At 67.5% G+C, this 19,870-nt stretch carries 16 protein-coding genes; 4 read left to right on the top strand and 12 right to left on the bottom strand.

Annotated features, from left to right (window positions below; translation table 11 throughout):
* Window positions 1-61: 61 nt before the first annotated feature.
* A complete protein-coding gene (locus CFB89_RS09945) occupies window positions 62-1,255 on the bottom strand; it encodes a urate hydroxylase PuuD (RefSeq protein WP_089467691.1) in 1,194 nt (397 codons plus the stop codon).
* 53 nt (window positions 1,256-1,308) lie between these two features.
* Window positions 1,309-1,662: a hydroxyisourate hydrolase gene (gene uraH, locus CFB89_RS09940; RefSeq protein ID WP_011549584.1), complete on the bottom strand. Its 354-nt coding sequence runs from the start codon at window positions 1,660-1,662 to the stop codon at window positions 1,309-1,311.
* 508 nt (window positions 1,663-2,170) lie between these two features.
* Here uraH and CFB89_RS09930 point away from each other — a divergent pair.
* Complete coding sequence (locus CFB89_RS09930; RefSeq protein ID WP_089467690.1) at window positions 2,171-3,583, top strand: 8-oxoguanine deaminase; 1,413 nt, start codon at window positions 2,171-2,173, stop codon at window positions 3,581-3,583.
* Window positions 3,584-3,692: 109 nt separating this feature from the next.
* On the opposite strand, the gene CFB89_RS09925 is transcribed toward CFB89_RS09930, so the two are convergent.
* Together CFB89_RS09925 and CFB89_RS09920 are read right to left on the bottom strand one after the other, a co-directional pair.
* Window positions 3,693-4,622 (bottom strand): LysR substrate-binding domain-containing protein, encoded by a 930-nt coding sequence (locus CFB89_RS09925; protein WP_006478550.1) that lies wholly within the window; start codon window positions 4,620-4,622, stop codon window positions 3,693-3,695.
* Window positions 4,623-4,834: 212 nt separating this feature from the next.
* The gene (locus CFB89_RS09920; protein ID WP_011549586.1) at window positions 4,835-5,044 is read right to left on the bottom strand and encodes a dodecin; all 210 of its coding nucleotides are present in this window, start codon (window positions 5,042-5,044) and stop codon (window positions 4,835-4,837) included.
* A gap of 135 nt (window positions 5,045-5,179) precedes the next feature.
* Here CFB89_RS09920 and CFB89_RS09915 point away from each other — a divergent pair, with 135 nt between their 5' ends.
* Window positions 5,180-6,073: an NAD(P)-dependent oxidoreductase gene (locus tag CFB89_RS09915; RefSeq protein WP_089467689.1), complete on the top strand. Its 894-nt coding sequence runs from the start codon at window positions 5,180-5,182 to the stop codon at window positions 6,071-6,073.
* 66 nt (window positions 6,074-6,139) lie between these two features.
* On the opposite strand, the gene CFB89_RS09910 is transcribed toward CFB89_RS09915, so the two are convergent.
* The 4 genes from CFB89_RS09910 to CFB89_RS09895 form a co-directional block, all read right to left on the bottom strand.
* The gene (locus tag CFB89_RS09910; protein WP_006488003.1) at window positions 6,140-6,586 is read right to left on the bottom strand and encodes a hypothetical protein; all 447 of its coding nucleotides are present in this window, start codon (window positions 6,584-6,586) and stop codon (window positions 6,140-6,142) included.
* 333 nt (window positions 6,587-6,919) lie between these two features.
* Window positions 6,920-7,351 carry a large conductance mechanosensitive channel protein MscL gene (mscL, locus tag CFB89_RS09905; protein ID WP_006752022.1) on the bottom strand — a complete coding sequence of 144 codons (432 nt, stop codon included), beginning with the start codon at window positions 7,349-7,351 and terminating at the stop codon, window positions 6,920-6,922.
* A 225-nt stretch (window positions 7,352-7,576) separates the two neighbouring features.
* Complete coding sequence (locus CFB89_RS09900; protein WP_089467688.1) at window positions 7,577-8,761, bottom strand: tetratricopeptide repeat protein; 1,185 nt, start codon at window positions 8,759-8,761, stop codon at window positions 7,577-7,579.
* Window positions 8,762-8,857: 96 nt separating this feature from the next.
* A complete protein-coding gene (locus tag CFB89_RS09895) occupies window positions 8,858-9,538 on the bottom strand; it encodes a PspA/IM30 family protein (RefSeq protein ID WP_089467687.1) in 681 nt (226 codons plus the stop codon).
* A 443-nt stretch (window positions 9,539-9,981) separates the two neighbouring features.
* Here CFB89_RS09895 and CFB89_RS09890 point away from each other — a divergent pair, with 443 nt between their 5' ends.
* Complete coding sequence (locus CFB89_RS09890) at window positions 9,982-12,507, top strand: penicillin-binding protein 1A (RefSeq protein ID WP_089467686.1); 2,526 nt, start codon at window positions 9,982-9,984, stop codon at window positions 12,505-12,507.
* A gap of 84 nt (window positions 12,508-12,591) precedes the next feature.
* Here CFB89_RS09890 and CFB89_RS09885 read toward each other — a convergent pair whose 3' ends face one another.
* From CFB89_RS09885 to mfd, 4 genes are all read right to left on the bottom strand, one after another.
* Window positions 12,592-13,125, bottom strand: coding sequence for a DUF3574 domain-containing protein (locus CFB89_RS09885; RefSeq protein WP_089467685.1), 534 nt, complete (start codon window positions 13,123-13,125; stop codon window positions 12,592-12,594).
* Window positions 13,126-13,171: 46 nt separating this feature from the next.
* Window positions 13,172-14,191 carry a threonine/serine dehydratase gene (locus CFB89_RS09880; RefSeq protein ID WP_089467684.1) on the bottom strand — a complete coding sequence of 340 codons (1,020 nt, stop codon included), beginning with the start codon at window positions 14,189-14,191 and terminating at the stop codon, window positions 13,172-13,174.
* A gap of 60 nt (window positions 14,192-14,251) precedes the next feature.
* Entirely contained in the window at window positions 14,252-15,472 is a 1,221-nt protein-coding gene (gene argE, locus CFB89_RS09875; protein WP_089467683.1) for an acetylornithine deacetylase, read from the bottom strand.
* A 104-nt stretch (window positions 15,473-15,576) separates the two neighbouring features.
* Entirely contained in the window at window positions 15,577-19,047 is a 3,471-nt protein-coding gene (gene mfd, locus CFB89_RS09870) for a transcription-repair coupling factor (RefSeq protein ID WP_089467682.1), read from the bottom strand.
* Between the two features lie 107 nt (window positions 19,048-19,154).
* On the opposite strand from mfd, the gene ispD reads away from it, so the two are divergent.
* Window positions 19,155-19,865, top strand: coding sequence for a 2-C-methyl-D-erythritol 4-phosphate cytidylyltransferase (gene ispD / locus CFB89_RS09865; RefSeq protein ID WP_089467681.1), 711 nt, complete (start codon window positions 19,155-19,157; stop codon window positions 19,863-19,865).
* Window positions 19,866-19,870 lie beyond the last annotated feature (5 nt).

Here is a 19,870-nt window from a genome sequence, read left to right as displayed (position 1 = left end):
ACCGGGCCCGCGAACGGAGAGCATGGCGCCGGCGAATGGCTCCCGGCACCGGGCGGGCCGCTTACTTGACCGCGCCGCCCTCGAACCAGGCGGCGAGCTTCGTGCGCTCGTCGTCGGTCATGTGCGTGACGTTGCCGATCGGCATCGCCTTCAGGCGCACGGCCTGGTCGTAGATCCGCTGCGCGTTCTTCGACACTTCGTCCGGCGTATCGAACATCACGCCCGCGGGCGCGCTGCCCATCAGCGTCGGCTTCGCCGAGTGGCACTCGACGCAGCGCTGCTGCAAGATCGGCATGATGTCGTGAATCGCGATCTTCGGTGCGTTGGCCGCTTGCGCTTCCGGCGCGACCGGCTTCGGCATCGTCCACACCAGCGCGCCCGACAGCAGCGCGACGCCGCCGATCGGCAGGTACCACAGCTGCTTGCCGCGGTGACGCATCACGAAGAACTGGCGGATCAGCGCGCCGGCCAGCATGATCAGCACGAGCACGACCCAGTTGAACTTGTTCGTGTACGTCATCGCATAGTGGTTCGACAGCATCGCGAACACGACCGGCAGCGTGAAGTACGTGTTGTGCACCGAACGCTGCTTGCCGCGCTTGCCGTAGATCGGGTTCGGTTCCTCGCCCTTGAGCATCTTGTCGACCATCTTGCGCTGGCCCGGGATGATCACGAAGAACACGTTCGCCGACATGATCGTCGCGAGCATCGCGCCGACGATCAGGTAGGCGGCCCGGCCCGAGAAGATGTGGCACGCGAGGTACGCGGCGGCGACGACGTACAGGCCGACGCAGATGCCGAGCACGCGGTCGTTGGTGCCGAGGATGCGGCACAGCGAGTCGTAGACGATCCAGCCGGCCGCGAGGAAGCCGAGTGCGGAGGCGACGGCGACCACCGGGCCCATGTCGAGCACGTTCTTGTCGATCAGGTACGTGTTCGGTGCGAGCAGGTACAGCACGAAGAACAGCGAGAAGCCCGACAGCCAGGTCGTGTACGACGGCCACTTCGACCAGTGCAGGTCATCGGGCATTTCCGGCGGCGCGACCGTGTACTTCTGCATGTTGTAGAAACCGCCGCCGTGGACGTGCCACAGCTCGCCGAACACGCCGCGCTTGCGCTGGTTCGGGTCGGTCGGCGGTTTCAGGCTGTTGTCGAGCGCGACGAAATAGAACGACTCGCCGATCCACGCAATGGCGACGATGACGTGCAGCCATCGCAGCGCGAGGTTCAGCCAGTCGGTGATGAAGCCTTCCATGAAACTCCTCCAGACTCAGATCGTTTGTCTTGATGCAGGCGCTGATTCGAATGTCAGCTGCCGCGATAGGTGCTGTACGACCACGGCGACACGAGCAGCGGCACGTGGTAGTGCGAGCCGGTGTCGGCGATGCCGAAGCGCAGCACGACGCGGTCGACGAAGCGCGGTTCGGGCACCTTCACGCCGAGCGCCGCGAAGTAGTCGCCGGCATGGAACACGAGTTCGTATTCGCCGGCGGCGAGCGCCGCGCCTTCGAGCAGCGGTTCGTCGCAGCGGCCGTCGCTATTGGTCAGCACGGTCTTGATCGCGCGGCGCGATTCGCCGTCCAGCGCGTAGAGGTCCACCTTGATGGCGGCGCCGGGGCGGCCGTGTGCCGTATCGAGTACGTGGGTAGTGAGCTTTCCCATTCGTTGTTCCTTGTGTGAATGCGAGGTTCGGCGGCGACTCGATCCATTGACGATGCGGCGGATCGAGGCTCCACGTCACGTGGCTACATACCCGTCGGCGAAAGTGAAGCGAGCGCCGTGCAGGCATTGTAAAAAGGTTCCCCGTGCAAATACGTGCGCGATATCGAAGATAATGCGCCGCGCATGAGCGGCTGTCGACGGGCCGCCGGATAAGGCTGACAGCGCCGGTGTCGGGCGCGCGTCGGGGCCTCGGGCGGCGTACCATACCGGATTCCTGAAGCACGGTATTCGGGATCGCGTATTGTGCGCGGCGCCCGCTTGGGCGATCCTCCCGCCGTGCGCGTCGGCCGGTGGCCCGCGCGTACCCCGAAGACGGCGAGCACGCCGGGTAACCGGGCCAGGGCGTTCGAACGGACGCAGGCACCGGGGCGTGCCGCGATTCAGCGTTCGAACGGCTGTGTGACCGCTTCCAGGACAGCCCCTGGAGGCAGACCGACGCGGAGAACGCATGAATCTCGAGCAGCACGCTGGCGCACGCGCGCCGAACCCCTCCTCATCCTGCCCGAAAACCCTGCTGGTCAAGCATGCCGACGTGCTCGTGACCATGGACGATACGCGCCGCGAACTGCGCGACGCGGGGCTCTACATCGAAGACAACCGGATCGTCGCGGTCGGCCCGAGCGCCGAGCTGCCCGACACGGCCGACGAAGTGCTCGACCTGCGCGGCCACCTCGTGATCCCGGGGCTCGTGAACACGCACCACCACATGTACCAGAGCCTCACGCGCGCGGTGCCGGCCGCGCAGAACGCCGAACTGTTCGGCTGGCTCACGAACCTGTACCGGATCTGGGCGCATTTGACGCCCGAGATGATCGAGGTGTCGACGCTCACCGCGATGGCCGAACTGCTGCAGTCGGGCTGCACCACGTCGAGCGACCATCTGTACATCTACCCGAACGGCAGCCGGCTCGACGACAGCATCGGCGCCGCGCAGCGGATCGGCATGCGTTTTCATGCGAGCCGCGGCGCGATGAGCGTCGGCCAGCGCGACGGCGGCTTGCCGCCCGATTCGGTCGTCGAGCGCGAACCCGACATCCTGCGCGACACGCAGCGCCTGATCGAGACCTATCACGACGAAGGCCGCCACGCGATGCTGCGCGTGGTGGTCGCGCCGTGCTCGCCGTTCTCGGTGAGCCGCGAGCTGATGCGCGACGCTGCCGTGCTCGCGCGCGAATACGGCGTGTCGTTGCACACGCACCTTGCAGAAAACGTCAACGACATCGCATACAGCCGCGAGAAGTTCGGGATGACGCCTGCCGAATATGCGGAAGATCTCGGCTGGGTCGGCCACGACGTGTGGCATGCGCACTGCGTGCAGCTCGACGATGCGGGCATCGGCCTGTTCGCGCGCACCGGCACGGGCGTCGCGCATTGCCCGTGCTCGAACATGCGGTTGGCTTCCGGCATCGCGCCGGTGAAGAAGATGCGGCTCGCGGGCGTGCCGGTCGGCCTTGGCGTCGACGGTTCCGCGTCGAACGACGGCGCGCAGATGGTGGCCGAGGTACGCCAGGCGCTGCTGCTGCAGCGGGTGGGCTTCGGGCCCGACGCGATGACGGCGCGCGAAGCGCTCGAGATCGCGACGCTCGGCGGCGCGAAGGTGCTGAACCGCGACGACATCGGTGCGCTGAAGCCCGGCATGGCCGCGGACTTCGCCGCGTTCGACCTGCGCCAGCCGCTGTTCGCGGGCGCGCTGCACGACCCGGTCGCGGCGCTCGTGTTCTGCGCGCCGTCGCAGACGGCGTACACGGTGGTGAACGGGAAGGTGGTGGTGCGGGAAGGGCGGCTCGCGACGCTCGATCTGCCGTCGGTGATCGAGCGTCACAACGCGCTGGCGCACGCGCTCGTGGAAGCGTCGCGCTGACGCGTCGGCGGGGCGGTCGCGCCGCACGTTGCGGCCTCCGCCCGCCGCGCAACCCGCCGCGGCGACGCGCAACGGTCTGACCGGCGCGCGTGGCGCGCGCCGTATGCGATTACGCCTCGATCAGCGTGCGGGTGGCCTCGGCGACGAGGCTGCGCAGCCAGCGCACTTCGTCGGAGTAATGGCAGCGCTCGTGCCACAGCTGGTAGTACTGCATCGGCGGGAAGTCGAGCGGCGCCGGCACGACGGACAGCGGCAGGAATTTCGCGTAGTGGTCGGCGAACAGCCGCGTGGTCGTGAAGATCAGGTCCGACTTCACGAGCACGTAAGGCGCGAGGTTGAAGTACGGCAGCGTGACGACCACGTGGCGCTTGAGCCGCTCGCGCGCGAGATGCACGTCGATCGCGCCGCGCTGGCCGACCGAGTACGGCGTCGGCGCGAGATGCGGCGCGTTCAGGTACTGGTCGAGCGTGAGCCCGCCGCGCTTCGCGAACGGATGCGTGTTGCTCATCAGGCAGACGATTTCGTCGACGAACAGGTTCGACAGGTGCAATTGCTCCGGCGGTTCGGGCCAGTTGCCGACGACGATGTCGAGCTTGCCGTCTTCCAGCGCGAGCTCGTAGTCGAACGCGGGGCCGAGCGAGTGGAACTCGAGCGTCGCGTTCGGCGCGGCCAGGCGGAAGCGTTCGACGACGGTCGGCACGAACAGCACGTTCAGGTAGTCGGGGCAGCCGATCCGGTAGCAGCGGATCGACGTGGCCGGGTCGAAGTTGTGCTGCTGGAACTTGATGCGCTCGATTTCACGCAGCGCGTTCTGCACGGGCTCGAGCAGGCGCAGCCCGTATTCGGTCGGCACCATGCCGGACTTGCCGCGCACCAGCAGCGGATCGCCGGTGATGTCGCGCAGGCGGCGCAGCGCGGCGCTGATCGCCGGTTGCGACTGATTCAGTTTGACGGCCGCGCGCGTAACGCTGCGCTCCATCAACAAGGTGTGCAAGACGCGCAAGAGGTACGTGTCGATCGCCTCGCGTTGCTGACTCATGTTATCTCCGGTTTATATGGCTGGGCTGATCGAGGGATGGGGTGGGTATATCGTTTTTAATATGAACGAAAATCAGCGTCAAGAGATGGATACCCGCGGCTACCCGCTGGCCGGGCCGCGACAAGGGGCCTGAACGGGGCGAAATACAGGCGGGTGCGGCGCCGTGCGGATGCGCATTGCACGCATCCGGTGGTGGGGCGCCGCGCGGTGCGTCAGTCGTCGATACGCATGCCGACCTTCAGCGTGACCTGCCAGTGCACGACCTGGTCGCCTTCGATGTGGCCGCGCGTTTCGGTCACCTGGAACCAGTGCAGGTTGTGCAGCGTCTTGCCGGCTTTCGAGATCGCGTTGCGGATCGCGTCGTCGCTCGATTGCTGCGACGAACCGGTCAGTTCGATCAGCTTGTACACGTGGTCGCTCATGATGCGCTCCCTGAGGTATCGGTCTGTATTGCCGGTGCAAGGTGCGGTCCCGCTACGGTCCCGTGCGTGCCCGGCTTCTTGAGTGATAGGTATGATGGGCGGCAAGTGCAACCCATATCGGAGACGAGGCGCATCGTGGAAGTCGGATTTTGCGGACCGGGATTGATGGGCGCGCCGATGATTCGGCATTTGTTGACGGCCGGGCATCGCGTGAGCGTATGGAATCGCTCGCGCGACAAGGCCGACGCGCTGGTGAAGGACGGCGCGCAGGTGGTCGGCACGCCGCGCGAGCTGGCCGGGCGCGTCGAGACGGTATTCGTGTGCGTGCTCGACGGTCGTGCGGTCGGCGACGTCGTGTTCGGCGAACACGGGCTGCTTTCCGGTGACGCGAGCACGCGCCGCCTGCAGCGCATCATCGATCATTCGAGCATTCCGCCCGCCGCCACGCGCGACTACGCGGCGCGCGCCGCCGCGCTCGGGGTCGGCTGGGTCGATGCGCCGGTGTCGGGCGGCGTGCCGGGCGCGCAGGCCGGCACGCTCGCGGTGATGGCCGGCGGCCGCGCGGCCGATCTCGACGCGGTGCGGGCGCTGATCGATACGTACGCGTCGCGCATCACGCACATGGGCGATGCCGGCGCGGGCCAGACGGCGAAGCTGTGCAACCAGGCGATCGTCACCGCGACGGTCACCGCGATCGCCGAGGCGGTGGGCCTCGCGCAGGCGAGCGGTATCGACGCCGCGCGTCTGGCCGAGGCGCTGGCCGGCGGCTGGGCCGATTCGGTGCTGCTGCAGACGTTCGTGCCGCGCATGACGTCGGGCGGTCATCCGCCGATCGGTGCGCTCGGTACGTTCCAGAAGGATGTCGATGCAATCGCCGACGCCGCGCGCGACACGGGCGCGGTGATGCCCGTGTCGGCCACCGTGCAGCAGGTGCTGAGGCTCGGCGCCGCGCAAGGGCTCGCCGGCGCCGATTTCGCCGCGTTCATCGACATCGTGCGGCCGGGCAACGGCCGCCAGCAGGCGTCGTGACGGATAAGCGGGGCGTGTGAATGGCGGATGGGCCGCCCGGAGGCGGCCCATCGAATGACTGGCGGATCAGCCGAGCGAGCGGGGTGTCGTGTCGCCGGCGTTCTGGCGGCCGAGGCCGCCGCGCAGGCTCGCCTTCGTACCTGCACCAAACTCGGGCAGGATGCGCGCACGCGCCCGGCTGGCGAACACGAGGAAGCCGAAGCCGTTCGCTTCGTACCAGTATCCGCCGTTCTCGAGGCCGTCGAGCGGTTGCTCGAGCGCGTTGGCGATCGATTCGATGCAGCGCTTGCGCAGTTCGGCAATGGCCGGATAGGGCGGCTGCGCGCCGCGCACGCTGCACAGAAGCACGTCGAGGCCCGGCAGTACGTGCGCATAAAGGACGGGTTCGTCCTGCGCGCGGGCGCGGGCAATCTTGGTGTCGAGCTGGGCAAACGGTTTCGAGTGGCGCAAGACCGCGAGGAACGACTCCTGGCCATCCTGCGGCGCACGCCGACGTTTTTTCGGGAAGGACATAAACACTCGCCTCAAAAACAATTGCAAGAAATGCGGCACTTTCATGCGACCCACTCCCGGCTATGTACGCCGCATGTCGATCCTTTATAGCACACGAAAATGCTGCATTCGTGCAGTACGACGATCAATGTCTCCCGTCGACCTGCTCGCCATGATCGACACAGCCAGCGTCTTGGCGCCCGTACTGTCGTTTAGTCTCCATCATAGACCTGCTTTTCCCGCGCGTGCATTCGCTCGTCACAAAAAAGTGAGATACGCCGCATGCGGCGGTGCATCGCCTGCGCAATAAAAAGGCCCGCGCGGGGCGGGCCTGGCGGGCGGAGCGTGTCGCGATCAGCGCTGCTTGAGCGAATCGCGGATCTCGCGCAGCAGCACGATGTCTTCCGGCGTCGCGGCCGGCGCGGCTTCTTCCGGCTTGCGCAGCTTGTTGATGAATTTCACCATCAGGAAAATGATGAACGCAAGGATCACGAAATTGATCGCCACGGTGATGAACGAGCCGTAGCCGAATGCGGCGACGCCCGCGGCCTGCAGGTCCTTGAACGAATCGGGATTACCCTTGAACGACGGCGGGATGGTGCCGAGCAGAACGAACTTGTTCGAGAAATCCAGGCCGCCGGTCAGCACGCCGATGACCGGCATGATGAGGTCCTTCACGACCGAGTCGACGATCTTCGAGAACGCGCCGCCGATGATCACGCCGACGGCGAGATCCATCACGTTGCCCTTGACGGCGAACTCCTTGAATTCCTTGATGATGCTCATGAGCGGCTTTCTCCTGGTTGGGGCGAGAGGAGGCGTGCCGCGACGCGCAGGATTGCTTTGCGTCGAATAAGGGTCGGTGGCACGCCGATGGCCGCATGATAGCGAACGCCTCTCCTTGCCGGTAGCCCATCTTGAAATGATTGACAAATCCGCGCGTGGGCGCGGCGGGGCCTGGCGTGCGTGGCCGGGCGTCGACGTGCAGGTCGACACCCGGTGCGCGGGTACTCAGGTGTTGTCGTCGGTCCAGCCGTCGTCGTTGCTGCCGAGATCCATCCCGCCGCCGCCGCCGCTGTTGCCGTCGCTCCAGCTCGAATCGTCGCCGCGGCCGAGGTCGAAGCCCGGGTCGGCTTCCTGCCGGCGGTGCTCGCCGTCGACGATCACGTCGCGTTCGACCACGCGCTCGCGGCCGCCGGACATCGCCTCGCCGAGCAGCACGCCGGTCAGGAGCCCGCCCATGCCGCCGCCGAAACCGCCGCCTTGCTGGATCACGACGGGCGGCTGCTGTTGCGGATAGGGTTGTTGCGGCGGGTAGGGCTGCTGCTGATACGGCTGACCCTGCGCGCCCGTCATGCGGTCGGCTTCCTGCGCGTAGACGGAGCCGCTGCCGTTCGCCGGCGCCGTGGGCTGCGCGGCCGGGTCGGGGCGGCCTTCGACGCGCGCCTTCACGCTCGCGTGGCGCTGTTCGAGTTCATCGACGCGATACGGCGGCACCGGATTCTTGCCGTTCGACAGCGCTTCGACGAGCGTGCGCGCGTCGTTCTCGATCGCTTCCAGTTCGCCGGTCAGCGCCGCGGCGCCGGGCGCCGTCGACAGTTTCGCATCGAGCTTCAGCGGCCGGATGTCGTTCAGCACGTCGGTCGCGCGCTTGAGCTGCGTGCGGCGTTCGTCGTCGGCGCGGCCGTCGTCGGCCGTGCGCGCGCGCCGCAGCGTCCAGCGCAGCACCAGCGCGATCACGGCGACGATCAGCCCGAGGCCGATCCACATGCCGGTGGACGGGCCGTGTTTTTCGGCCGGCGCGACGGCGGGGGCGAGCCCCGGCTGCAGCGTGCCGGCCTGCGTGGCCGCCGGCGTGTTGCCGCTCGCGCGCGCGGCGTCGGCGCGAATGCGCGACTCCGTTTGCGCGAAGCGCGACGCGTCGGTGAACTTCAGTTGCGGATCGAGCGATTTCGCGCGCTGCAGTTGCGCGAGCGCGTCGGACGCGCGGCCTTCGCGGTCCAGCACCTGCGCATAGAGGTAGCGCGCGTGCGCATTGTTCGGATGGGCATCGATGACTTGCGACAACTGCGTGTCGGCTTGCTGCCAGTTGCGCTGCGCGATCGACTGCTCGACCTGCTGCAGCGACGGGACCGCAAACGCGGCGGACGACAGCAACATCAGCGAGAGGCCGAGTGCGGCGAGAGATTTCTTCATGGTCGAACCGGGCGCATGCGCCCGTCTCCTGACGATCGGTTCGCGCCGCGGGCCCGGGCCGGAGCCGGGGCGCGGCGCGGTGGCCCGCGGCGGCGGTTACTGCGCGGGCGTATCGAGCTGCTTCTTCAGCGCGGCGAGGCGATCTTCCACCGACGGGCCCTTGTTCAGCGCGGCGAGCTTGTCGTCGAGCGCCTTGCCGCTCGACGTGTCGGCCGAATTGAGGCGCGCGTCCGAGCGGGCGTTCTGCAGCGCGACCTTGTCCTCGAGCTTCTGGAAATCCTCGGACAGGTTCTTGCCGCCGATGCCGCCCAGCGCGCTGGCGGCCACGTCCTTCGCCTGCGCGATTTCCTGCTTGGCCTGCAGGATGTTCGAGCGCGCATTCAGGTCGTTGCGGCGCTGACGCATGTCGGCGATCTGCCCCTTCAGCTTGTCGACCGACGGCTCGAGCGTCGTCAGTTCGGCCGCGAGCGCATCGCGCTCGGCTTCCGCGTTCGACTGGGCCGCGAGCGCCTCGCGGGCGAGCGCTTCGTCGCCGCCCTGCAGCGCGCGCTTCGCGCCGTCTTCGTACTTCTTCACCTTGTCGTCGGCCGCATCGCGCTTGCTGCGCTGGGTCGCGACCTGTGCTTCGATCTCGATCAGCGAATTCTCGGCACGGCCGATGCTGTCGTCGAGCTCCCGCACGATCTGCCGTGCGTCGCGCGACGGATCCTGTACCGAATCGGCCGCATCGTTCAGCAGGCCTTTGATCGTGCGCGAAATAGAGTCGAAAAGCGACATGAAATCCTCCGTGGTTGAAAGGCGCCGCGTGACCGCGGCAATGCCCGTCGCGAGCCGGTTCCGGCCCGCGTGAGCCGGCGGATATTACACCACCGGTTCACTTAAATACGGCTTAAACGCGCGAGTTCAAGCGGCTCGCGCATCGGGACGCCCAACCTTTCGCGACTGAAAGAAAATCGCGTGCGTGCGCCGTGTTGCGTGTCCATCATAGGCCGAGGATGCCGACAATACGTGCCGCAAATCACGGCATTGCGCGAATTTTTACAAAAAATCGCGAAGGCACCCGGTCGATTTCATTAAAATGCGCTGTCACGTCGCGGGAACGGATCGCCGCGCGGCGGGGTCTGTCGACGTGACAGCCGCATCTCGATGCACTCACTCTGATTCATCCGCTTGCATTTCCGCATGCGTCCGAGGGCGCCACGTACGCCCGCCATTCCGACATGCCAATTATCAAACGACCGCCTTCTTCTTCCGACAGGAACGAACCCCACTACACGCTGCGCCGTTCGCCGTCCGGAGCCTATTACCCCGATGACGACGATCGCGATGACGACGACCGCCGCGCGCAGCCGCGCAGTGGCGGTGGCGGCGGGCGCCGCCGCACGTTCGGCTCGCGCGTCGCGCTATGGTTCGTCGGCCTGTTCGCGACACTGGCGGTCGTCGGCGCGCTGATCGTCGGCTACGCGCTGGTCGTGATGGCGCCGCAACTGCCGTCGCTCGACGCGCTGACGAATTACCAGCCGAAGGTGCCGCTACGCGTGTTTACCGCCGATCACGTGCTGATCGGCGAGTTCGGCGAGGAGCGCCGCAGCCTCGTGCGCTTCCAGGACATTCCCGACGTGATGAAGAAGGCCGTGCTCGCGATCGAGGACTACCGCTTCTACGAGCACGGCGGCGTCGATTTCGTCGGCATCCTGCGCGCGGGCGTGGCCGACCTGATGCACGGCGGCGCGCGCCAGGGCGCGAGCACGATCACGATGCAGGTCGCGCGCAACTTCTTCCTGTCGAGCGAGAAGACCTACACGCGCAAGATCTACGAGATGCTGCTCGCGTACAAGATCGAGAAGGCCCTGACGAAGGACCAGATCCTCGAGCTGTACATGAACCAGATCTATCTCGGCCAGCGTTCGTATGGCTTCGCGGCCGCGGCGCGCGTGTACTTCGGCAAGGACCTGAAGGACATCACGCTCGCCGAAGCGGCGATGCTCGCGGGGCTGCCGAAGGCGCCGTCGGCGTACAACCCGGTCGTCAATCCGAAGCGCGCGAAGGTACGTCAGGAGTACATCCTGAAGCGCATGCTCGACATCGGCTACATCACGCAGCCGCAGTACGACCAGGCGATCAAGGAAGAGATTCACGTGCGCACGCCTGGCAACCAGTACGCGGTGCACGGCGAGTACGTCGCCGAGATGGTGCGGCAGATGATGTACGAGCAGTACAAGGACGAAACCTATACGCGCGGGCTGACCGTCACGACGACGATCAACTCGGCCGATCAGGAAGCCGCTTACCAGGCCGTGCGTCGCGGCATTCTCGACTACGAGCGCCGCCACGGCTATCGCGGCCCCGAAGCATCGATCAACCTGCCCGCGGCCGGCGACGAGCGCGACGAGGCGATCGACGATGCGCTCGCCGATCACCCGGACAACGGCGACCTCCAATCGGCGGTCGTGCTGTCGGCGTCGCCGAACGCGGTCGAGGTGCAGTTCGTCGGCGGGGCGACCACGACGATCGGCCCGGCCGGGCTGCGCTTCGTGTCGGCCGCGCTCGGGGCCCGCGCGAACAACGCGCTGCGCATCAAGCCGGGCTCGGTCGTGCGCGTGCTGAAGGACGGCAAGACGGGCTGGCAGGTCGTGCAGTTGCCGCAAGTCGAAGGCGCGCTCGTCGCGATCGCGCCGCAGGACGGTGCGATCCGCTCGCTCGTCGGCGGCTTCGACTTCAACAAGAGCAAGTTCAACCACGTGACGCAGGCATGGCGGCAGCCAGGCTCGTCGTTCAAGCCGTTCATCTACTCGGCGTCGCTCGACAAGGGGCTCGGGCCGGCGACGATGATCAACGACGCGCCGCTGTACTTCCCGCCGAGCGTGCCGGGCGGCACGGCATGGGAGCCGAAGGACGACGACCAGCCGGACGGCCCGATGACGATGCGTACCGGCCTGCAGCGTTCGAAGAACCTGGTGTCGATCCGGATCCTCGCGATGATCGGCACGCAGTATGCGCAGCAGTACGTGACGCAGCGCTTCGGCTTCGATCCGGCGAAGACGCCGCCTTACCTGCCGATGGCGCTCGGCGCGGGCCTCGTGACGCCGCTGCAGCTCGCGACCGGCTACGCGGTGTTCGCGAACGGCGGCTACAAGGTCGATCCGTACCTGATCGCCGAAGTCGACGACGCACGCGGCCAGCCGCTGCAGAAGTCGCAGCCGGTGGTCGCGGGCGGCACGGCGCCGCGCACGATCGAAGGCCGCAACGCGTACGTGATGAACAGCCTGCTGCATTCGGTCGCGACGGCCGGCACGGGCGCGGGCACCAACGTGCTGGGCCGCAACGACCTGCAGGGCAAGACGGGTACGACTAACGACGCGAAGGACGGCTGGTTCGCCGGCTATCAGCAATCGCTCGTCGCGGTCGCGTGGATGGGCTTCGACCAGCCGAAGAGCCTCGGCAGCCGCGAATTCGGCGCGCAGCTCGCGTTGCCGATCTGGGTGAACTATATGCGCACCGCACTGAACGGCGTGCCCGAGCAGCAGATGCCGATGCCGGACGGCCTGACGACGATCGACGGCGAGCTGTACTATGCCGATCGCACGCCGGGCAACGGCTTCGTCGCGAACGTCGACATCAACCCGGCCGAGAACGCGATCAGCGCGAACGACGCACTCGGTTCGGCCGGCGCGGCAGGGCTCACGCCGCCGCCCGTCACGCCGCAGGAGAAGCAGCAGATCATGGACATGTTCGAGAGCAAGTAAGCGGTACACTGTCGTTCAGCCACGCGACGGGCGCCTTGGGGCGCCCGTTTTTTTTGCGCGCGGCAGGCAGCGGAAGACGGTGAATCAGAACGATGCGCAGGCCGGCACGACGGTCATGCCGACCGATTGCTGGTGAAATCGCTCGACGTACGCTTGCCTGATCGCGGCAAGCCGCGTGCGCGTGGCGGGCGTGTCGGCGGCGATGATACGGATCACGAAGCTGTCTTCACGCGTGATCGCGCCGCTCGAGCGGTCGCGCCACTGGCCATGCGTGTCCCAGTAGGTGACGCCGTCGGGAAAGCGCGGCGTGATCGTATCCGCGAGGAATGCCGCGCGTTCGGCATCGGTGACGGGTCCGCGCCCGGCGATGTCGCGCCCGAACAGCAGGTCGGCCTGCAGCATGCGGTTCTCGCCCGGTTGCGTGCAGGACGCAGATTGTCCGTTGGGGGTGGACGAGGGCGGCGCCACGCAACCGGCAAGCAGCGCGAGCGCTATCGACGAGGCGGCCAGCCGCCACGTCTGCCCATTTCGTGACGATTGACCTTCGCGCGCGCAAAACGCTGCGCGCTCAACCACTTGCGTGCGGGTCCGGCGGGTTATCAACAGGGCTGTCAACATAATCTGGGGATAACCCTGGGATGGCCTGCGCACGCGCGGTGCGCGATCAGTGCTGCAGTTGCGCGTGCGCGAGATGCATGCCGAGCGTGGCGGGGTCGGTGTTCGTGCCCGACAGCAGCACGCCGACGCGCTTGCCCTGCAGCGTTTCGCGCAGCGGGCCGAGGAGTGCGGCGAGCGCGGCCGCGCAGGCCGGCTCGACCGACAGTTTCAGGTGCGAGAACAGGAACAGCATCGCGGCGCGCAGCGCGTCGTCGGAGACGGTGACGATGCGGTCGAGGTGGCGCCGGCACAGCTGATAGCTGTATTCCTCGGTGTGCGGCGCCATCAGCGAATCGGCGATGGTCTGCATCGCGCTCATCTTGATCGTGTGATTGGCCGCGAAGCTGCGGCTCATCGCGTCGGCGCCTTCCGGCTCGACGCCGTACACGTGCACGCGCGGATTCGCGAGCCGCAGCGCGGTCGCCGTGCCGGCCGCGAGCCCGCCGCCGCCGATCGGCACGATCACCGCGTCGAGGTCGGGTGTCTGCGTCGCCCATTCGTAGCCGAGCGTCGCGGTGCCGAGGATCGTGTGATAGCCGTTGAACGGATGAATGAAGAAGCGGCCTTCCTCGGCCTCGATGCGTCGCACGAGATCGAACGCCTGCGACGCGCTGCCCGCCAGCACGACTTCCGCGCGGTACTGCTTGCATTGCGCGATGCGCGCCGGGCTCGCGGTGTGGAACATCACGACCTTCGCGCTGCTGCCGAGCCGCATCGCCGCATACGCGACGGCCGCCGCATGGTTGCCGGCCGACACGCAGGTGACGCCTGCGTTCTTGCGGGCTTCGTCGAGCGCGAGCAAATGCGTGAACGCGCCGCGCGCCTTGAAGCTGCCGCTCACCTGCAGCAGCTCGAACTTGAAGTTGACGTGCGTGCCTTCGAGGGAAGGCAGGTCGGCGCGCTCGAACACGGGCGTGCGCGCGACCCAGGGCGACAACGCGAAATGCTGCGCGGCGATTTCGTCGAGCGTCGGAATCGGCTCGCCGTCGATCGTCGTATGGGCAGTGCCCTGTTGTTCAGTCGACATGACGTGGCGGGTGGCGGAGTGGGCCGGCCCGCACGCACGGACCGGCGTGGCGGGAGGCAGTCAGTGCGCGTCGACCGACATGCTGCGGATGAACTTGCGCAGGAACTGCTCGCAGCCGGCGAGCTGCGCGAGCTCGACATATTCGTTCGGCTTGTGCGCCTGCTCGATGTTGCCGGGCCCGCACACGACGCTCGGGATGCCCGCGCGTTCGAACAGCCCGGCTTCGGTGCCGTACGCGACCTTGCGCTTGTCCTGGTCGGCCGTCAGCGCGCGCACGAGCTGCGTGATCGCGGCCTGTTCGGTCGCGTCGAGGCCGGGCGCCGCGGCGATCTTCGAGAACTCGATCGCGGCATTCGGATGCTCGCGCAGCATCTGCGGCAGCAGCGTTTCCTGCGCATACGCTTCGATGCGCGTGAAGATCTGCTCGGGATCGAGCGTCGGCAGGTTGCGGAATTCGAAGTCGAAGCGGCACTCGGCCGGCACCGTGTTGATCGCGTTGCCGCCCTGGATCGTGCTCGTCTGCGCGGTCGTGAACGGCACGTCGTACAGCTCGTCGAACGGGCCTTCGGCACGGAAACGGTCGGCAATGTCGCGGATGTGGCAGATGAGGCGCGCCGCATACTCGATCGCGTTGAGCCCCTTCGGCGTCAGCGACGAATGCGCGGCGTGGCCGCGCACGCAGCAGCGATAGGCATTGATGCCCTTGTGCGCGATGATCGGCCGCATGCTGGTCGGCTCGCCGACGATGCAGCCGGACGGCTGCACGCCGCGCTTCACGAGATCGGCGATCATCAGCGGCGCGCCCGCGCAGCCGATTTCCTCGTCGTAGGACAGCGCGATATGGATCGGCTTCGCGAGCTTCGTCGCCTGCATCTCGGGCAGCAGCGCGAGCGCCGCGCCGATGAAGCCCTTCATGTCGCAGGTGCCGCGGCCGTACAGGCGGCCGTCGCGGGTTTCCGGCGCGAACGGGTTGCTGTCCCATTGCTGGCCGTCGACCGGCACGACGTCGGTGTGGCCCGACAGCACGATGCCGCCGTTCGTCGAACCGTCGTGCGCGGGCACGGTGGCGAACAGGTTCGCCCAGCCCTCGCGCGGATCGTGCGTGATCGTCGACGCGATGCCCTTCGCGGCGAGCGCGTCGCGTACCGTTTCGATCAGGCCGAGGTTCGGCACGCGGCTCGTCGTGTCCATCGACACGAGTTGCTTGACCCAGGGCAGGCTGACGAGCGATGCATCGCCTTCGGTTGCGGCGGACGGCGCCGTCGCGTCGAGAGTGGACATGGCAAAACTCCGTCTGATGAATGGGAAATCATACTCAAAAACGCGCTTGGCCGCCTTCGTCGGGCGCGACGCGGTGCAGCAACGTCGCGCCCGTCAGGATTGCATCAGCGGGCCGCGACGGCCGCTCCCTGTTTCGGGCCGAGCGCGCGCAGCGTTTCCTTGATCGTCGACACGCGGATCGCGAGATCGGGCGAGTGCGTCTCGATGCGCAGCTTGTCCTGGCCCGCGAGCTTGATGTGGCGATGCTTCTGCACCATCTCGATGATCCGCATCGGGTCGATCGGCGGATTCGGCTCGAACTGCAGCCCGATCGCGACCTCACTCGCGTCGATCTTCACGATGCCGAGCGGCTTCGCGGCGATCCGCAGCCGGTGCGTCTCGACGAGCGCGTGCGCCTGCGGCGGCAGCTTGCCGAAGCGGTCGATCAGTTCCTCCTGGATGCCGTCGATCGCGTCGCCGTGCTCGCAATTCGCGAGCCGCTTGTATAGCGACAGCCGCTCCTGCACGTCCGCGCAGTAGTCGGCCGGCAGGATCGCGGGCGCATGCAGGTTGATTTCGGTCGTCGCGGCGAGCGGGGCGGTGAGGTCGGGCTCCTTGCCGTTCTTCAGCGCCTTCACCGCGTCGTTCAGCATGTCCGTATAGAGCTGGAAGCCGATCTCGTGGATCTCGCCCGACTGCTTGTCGCCGAGCACTTCGCCGGTGCCGCGGATCTCGAGGTCGTGCATCGCGAGATAGAAGCCCGAGCCGAGTTCCTCCATCTGCTGGATCGCTTCGAGCCGGCGCTGCGCCTGCCTGGTCAGCGACTGCGGATCGTGTACCAGCAGGTATGCATACGCCTGGTGGTGCGAGCGGCCGACGCGGCCGCGCAACTGGTGAAGCTGCGCGAGGCCGAACTTGTCCGCGCGGTGCATGATGATCGTGTTCGCGCTCGGCACGTCGATGCCGGTCTCGATGATGGTCGTGCACAGCAGCACGTTCGCGCGCTGCGCGACGAAATCGCGCATCACGCGTTCGAGTTCGCGCTCGTGCATCTGGCCGTGCGCGATCACGATGCGCGCCTCGGGCACGAGCGCCTCCAGCATCGCCTTGCGGTTCTCGATCGTCTCGACCTCGTTGTGCAGGAAGTACACCTGGCCGCCGCGCTTCAGCTCGCGCAGCATCGCCTCGCGGATCACGCTTTCCTCCTCGCGGCGCACGAACGTCTTGATCGCGAGCCGCTTCTGCGGCGCGGTCGCGATCACCGAGAAATCGCGCAGCCCTTCGAGCGCCATCCCGAGCGTACGCGGGATCGGCGTCGCGGTGAGCGTCAGCACGTCGACTTCCGCGCGCAGCGCCTTCAGCGCTTCCTTCTGGCGCACGCCGAAGCGGTGTTCCTCGTCGATGATCACGAGGCCGAGGCGCTTGAACTGCACGTCCGACGACAGCAGCTTGTGCGTGCCGATCACGATGTCGACGCTGCCTTCGTTGATCTGCGCGATCGCCGCGTTCACTTCCTTCGCGGTCTTGAAGCGCGACAGCTCGACGATGCGCACCGGCCAGTCCGCGAAGCGATCGGCGAAGGTCTGCGTGTGCTGCTCGGCGAGCAGCGTGGTCGGCGACAGCAGCGCGACCTGCTTGCCGCCCAGCACCGCGATGAACGCCGCGCGCAGCGCGACCTCGGTCTTGCCGAAGCCGACGTCGCCGCACACGAGGCGGTCCATCGGCTTGCCGCTCGTCATGTCGCCGATCACGGCCGCGATCGCCGCGGCCTGGTCGGGCGTTTCCTCGAAGCCGAAGCTTTCGGCGAATTTCACGTAGTCGCGCGGGTCGAGCGAGAACGCGTGGCCTTCGCGGGCCGCGCGGCGCGCGTACAGGTTCAGCAGCTCGGCGGCCGTATCGCGGATCTGTTGTGCGGCCTTGCGCTTCGCGCGCTCCCACTGGCCGGAGCCGAGCGCGTGCAGCGGCGCGCTGTCGGGATCGGCGCCGCTGTAGCGCGAGATCACGTGCAGTTGCGCGACGGGCACGTAGAGCTTGCTGTCGCCCGAGTATTCGAGATGCAGGAATTCGGTTTCGCCTTCGCCGAGATCCATCGACACGAGGCCCATGTAGCGGCCGATGCCGTGCTGCGCGTGGACGACCGGGTCGCCGACCTTCAGCTCCGACAGGTCGCGCACCATTGCGTCGACGTTGCTCGCCTGTTCCTGCCGGCGGCGGCCCGCGCGGCGGCCGAGCGCGCCGTACAGCTCGGTTTCGGTGACGATCGCGTAGCCTTCGCCCGGCACCGCGAAGCCGTTCGAGAGCGGCGCGACGCCGAGCGCGAAGCGCGTGTCGCTCGCCAGCCAGCTCGCGAAATCGTCGTTCGACGCGGGGCGCAGGTGGTGTTCGGCCAGCAGTTGCAGGATCGTCTCGCGGCGGCCTGCCGATTCGACCGTCAGCAGCACGCGCTTGCCCGACGATTCGACGAACGTGCGCAGCGACGCGAGCGGATCGTCCGCATGGCGGTCGACGGTCAGTTCGGGCAGCGCGGTCGCCCAGCCGCCGGCCGGCTGCGCGGGCAGCACGACGCGTGCGAACGGCTTCGCGAACGCGAAGAAATCCTCGTCGGACAGGAAGAGGCGCTGCGGCTCGAGGATCGGCCGCTCGCGATCGTGCGCGAGGAACGCGTGGCGCTGCTTCGTATCGGCGGTGAAGCGGCGGATCGACGCTTCGAGATCGCCGGTGAACACGAGGTGCGCGTCTTGCGGCAGGTAGTGGAACAGCGTGGCCGTCTCGTCGAAGAACAGCGGCAGGTAATACTCGATGCCTGCCGACGGCACGCCGTTGCCGATGTCCTTGTAGATCGGCGCGCGGCTCGGGTCGCCTTCGAAGGTTTCGCGCCAGCGGCTGCGGAAGGCCGTGCGCGCCGCTTCGTCGAACGGGAACTCGCGGCCGGGCAGCAGGCGCACGTCGCGCACCGGGTAGAGGCTGCGCTGCGTGTCGGGGTCGAACGCGCGGATCGAGTCGACCTGGTCGTCGAACAGGTCGATCCGGTACGGCAGCGGCGAGCCCATCGGGTACAGGTCGATCAGCGAGCCGCGCACGCAGTATTCGCCGGGCCGCACGACCTGGCTCACGTGCTCGTAGCCGGCCAGCGTGAGCTGCGCCTTCAGCTTCGCCTCGTCGAGCCGCTCGCCCTGCGCGAACGCGAACGTGTAAGCGGCCATGAACGACGCGGGCGGCATCCGGTACAGCGCGGTGGTCGCGGGCACGAGCAGGATGTCGCAGCGGCCCTCGCCGAGGTCGTGCAGCGTGGCGAGGCGCTCGGACACGAGGTCCTGGTGCGGCGAGAACGTGTCGTACGGCAGCGTTTCCCAGTCGGGCAGCAGGCGCACGCGCGCGTCGGGCGAGAAGTAGCGGATTTCCTGCGACAGCCGCTGCGCGTCGACCGCGTTCGCGCAGATCACCGCAAGGAGCGGCACGTCCAGGCGGTTGTCGGCGAGATAACGGGCGATGGCGAGCGCGTCGGCGGAGCCGTGCGCGCCGTCGAAGGCGAAACGCTGGCCGGGCTTGACGCGGGCAACGGGTGAAGCGGACGGGATGGAAGCGTTATCTGGCATAGGGACGACAGGGGTGGCGTGCACGGGCGCATCGCGGTGCGCCGGTCGAGACGAAAGACCTATTATAAAATCCGCTTCTCGATTTCACCTTTCCGGCGTTTCCCTTCGTGACTCCCCGACTTTTCGCCCTGATTCCTTGCGCCGGCACGGGCAGCCGTTCCGGTTCGGCCGTGCCGAAGCAATACCGCACGCTGGCCGGCCGCGCGCTGCTGCACTACACGCTCGCCGCGTTCGACGCGTGCAGCGAGTTCGCGCAGACGCTCGTCGTGCTCGCGCCCGACGATTCCCATTTCGACGCGCGCCGCTTCGCGGGCCTGCGCTTCGCGGTGCGCCGCTGCGGCGGCGGTTCGCGGCAGGCGTCGGTGCTCAACGGGCTGCTGGAGTTGGCGGAATTCGGCGCGACCGACCACGACTGGGTGCTCGTGCACGACGCCGCGCGCCCGGGCATTACGCCAGAGCTGATTCGCACGCTCGTCGCGACGCTGAAGGACGACCCGGTCGGCGGGATCGTCGCGCTGCCGGTGGCCGATACGCTCAAGCGCGTGCCGGCCGGCGGCGACGCGATCGCGCGCACGGAGTCGCGCGACGCGCTGTGGCAGGCGCAAACGCCGCAGATGTTCCGCATCGGCATGCTGCGCGACGCGATCCTGCAGGCGCAGCGCGAGGGGCACGACCTGACCGACGAGGCCAGCGCGATCGAATGGGCCGGCCACACGCCGCGCGTCGTGCAGGGCAGCCTGCGCAACTTCAAGGTCACGTACCCGGAAGATTTCGCGCTCGCCGAGGCGATCCTCGCGCGCCCCGCGAGCGCTTCCTGACTTTC

This window comes from Burkholderia sp. AU16741 (genome assembly GCF_002223345.1).
GTDB lineage: Bacteria > Pseudomonadota > Gammaproteobacteria > Burkholderiales > Burkholderiaceae > Burkholderia > Burkholderia sola.
The sequence above is the reverse complement of the archived record's forward strand: the minus strand, read 5'-3'. Positions and strand labels throughout refer to the sequence as shown.